Consider the following 1,244-nt stretch of genomic DNA (forward strand, 5'->3'; position numbering starts at 1 on the left):
TGATCTGCCCCACTGAAAACGGACACTCGGTTAAGCACTGGTTTTGAGCTCGTAGTCCATGGGACTGACATAGCCCAAAGCACTGTGCCGTCGTCGGCGGTTGTAATCAACTTCAATGTATTCGAACACGTGCTGGCGAAGCGGCTCCCGGTTCATCATCGGCTCGTAGTGGATCGCTTCGACTTTCATTGAATGGAAGAAGCTTTCCACGCAAGCATTGTCCCAGCAGTTACCTTTACGGCTCATGCTTTGACGCAGTTGATGCGTTCGCAGCCGATCCCGGTAGGCGCGGGAACAGTACTGGCTTCCCTGGTCACTGTGACAGATCACCCCTTTGGGGAAATTGCGCCGCCACAGCGCCATCTCCAGCGCATCGCAGACCAGATCGGCGGTCATCCGGGTATTCATGGACCAGCCGATAACAGAGCGCGAATACAGATCAATGATGACGGCCAGATACAGCCAGCCTTCGGAGCTCATCAGGTACGTGATGTCGCCAGCCCACTTCTGGTTCGGGGCTGTCGCTTCAAAGTTCTGCTCCAGTAAGTTGGACGCCACAGGCAAGTTATGGTCGCTGTCTGTGGTGACCACGAACTTACGGGCGGCCTTGGGAACCAACGCCTGGCGCCGCATACTGGCGCCAATCGTTTTGACATCATAAGGGTGACCATCAGCCGCCAGTGTGGCCTGGATGCGCCGGGCCCCATCGCGCTGCTTGCTCTGGCCGAACGCCTCTTTCACGCGGCGATCAAGTCTTTCCCGCGCCAGCTCCAGCTGGCTGGGCTGAAAGCGCGTCTTCTGCCATGTGTAATACCCACTTCGCGAAACCCCGAGCACAGCCGCCATCCGGGTCACGGAAAACCGACGACTGTGCTCAAGCATGAAGCTGTAGCGCTTCACTTTTGGTTCTTGGCGAAGTAGGTCGCCGCCTTTTTTAATATGGCCAGCTCCTCTTCACGCTCGGCCATTTGGCGCTTCAGGCGGGCGTTCTCGGCAGCCAGTTCAGACTCGCGCTCAGAGACGTTCGCTTTCTTTTTCGCTGCCGAACGCCAACCATAGATCTGCGATTCATGGACACCCAGTTCGCGGGCGGCGCTGGCAACGCTGGTTCTTTCGGCGAGCTTCAACGCTTCAGCCTTGAACTCATCGGAATAGCGGTTGCGCTTTTGCTTGCTCATCTCGGATCACCTCATAAGCGGATTGTACTCGCTTAACGCGGTGTCCAGAATCAGTGGGGCGGATCA

1 protein-coding gene is annotated in these 1,244 nt (G+C 57.1%); it reads right to left on the reverse strand.

Features of this window, described 5'->3' with window-relative positions; genetic code table 11:
• Positions 1-30: 30 nt before the first annotated feature.
• A protein-coding gene (locus DES49_RS15430) for an IS3 family transposase (protein WP_133737332.1) occupies positions 31-1,178 on the reverse strand; the annotation gives its coding sequence in 2 pieces (ribosomal slippage) (positions 31-938 and positions 938-1,178; 1,149 coding nt in all).
• Between the last annotated feature and the right edge of the window lie 66 nt (positions 1,179-1,244).

This window comes from Halospina denitrificans (assembly GCF_004364635.1).
GTDB lineage: Bacteria > Pseudomonadota > Gammaproteobacteria > Pseudomonadales > Oleiphilaceae > Halospina > Halospina denitrificans.